Below are 310 nucleotides of genomic sequence, written 5' to 3'. Positions count from 1 at the left end.
GGACATTTCCCCGGATGCTGTAGGCTAGGTATAAGTTAGGGTCAATCTTAATGGCTTGGGTGTAATCATCTATTGCTCCTTGCTTATCTCCTAATTCATTACGGACATTTCCCCGGATGCTGTAGGCTCTGTCTCTTATACACATCTAGATGTGTATAAGAGACAGGCATTTGGAAGATAAATTATCGGTCATTGCCAAAAATAGTTCTCCAAATGCTTCGCCCGTACAGTGGTCGCATTTGGAAGATAAATTATCGGTCATTGCCAAAAATAGTTCTCCAAATGCTTCGCCCGTACAGTTGTCAGTAGG

1 pseudogene is annotated in these 310 nt (G+C 42.6%); it reads right to left on the bottom strand.

The window, feature by feature from the left end:
- Positions 1–127: pseudogene (locus tag FJR06_RS18820) on the bottom strand (tetratricopeptide repeat protein); the annotation flags it as partial.
- Positions 128–310: the final 183 nt, after the last annotated feature.

The sequence above is a fragment of the Dolichospermum sp. UHCC 0352 genome, from assembly GCF_009711925.1.
Lineage (GTDB): Bacteria > Cyanobacteriota > Cyanobacteriia > Cyanobacteriales > Nostocaceae > Dolichospermum > Dolichospermum lemmermannii.
The sequence above is the reverse complement of the archived record's forward strand: the minus strand, read 5'-3'. Positions and strand labels throughout refer to the sequence as shown.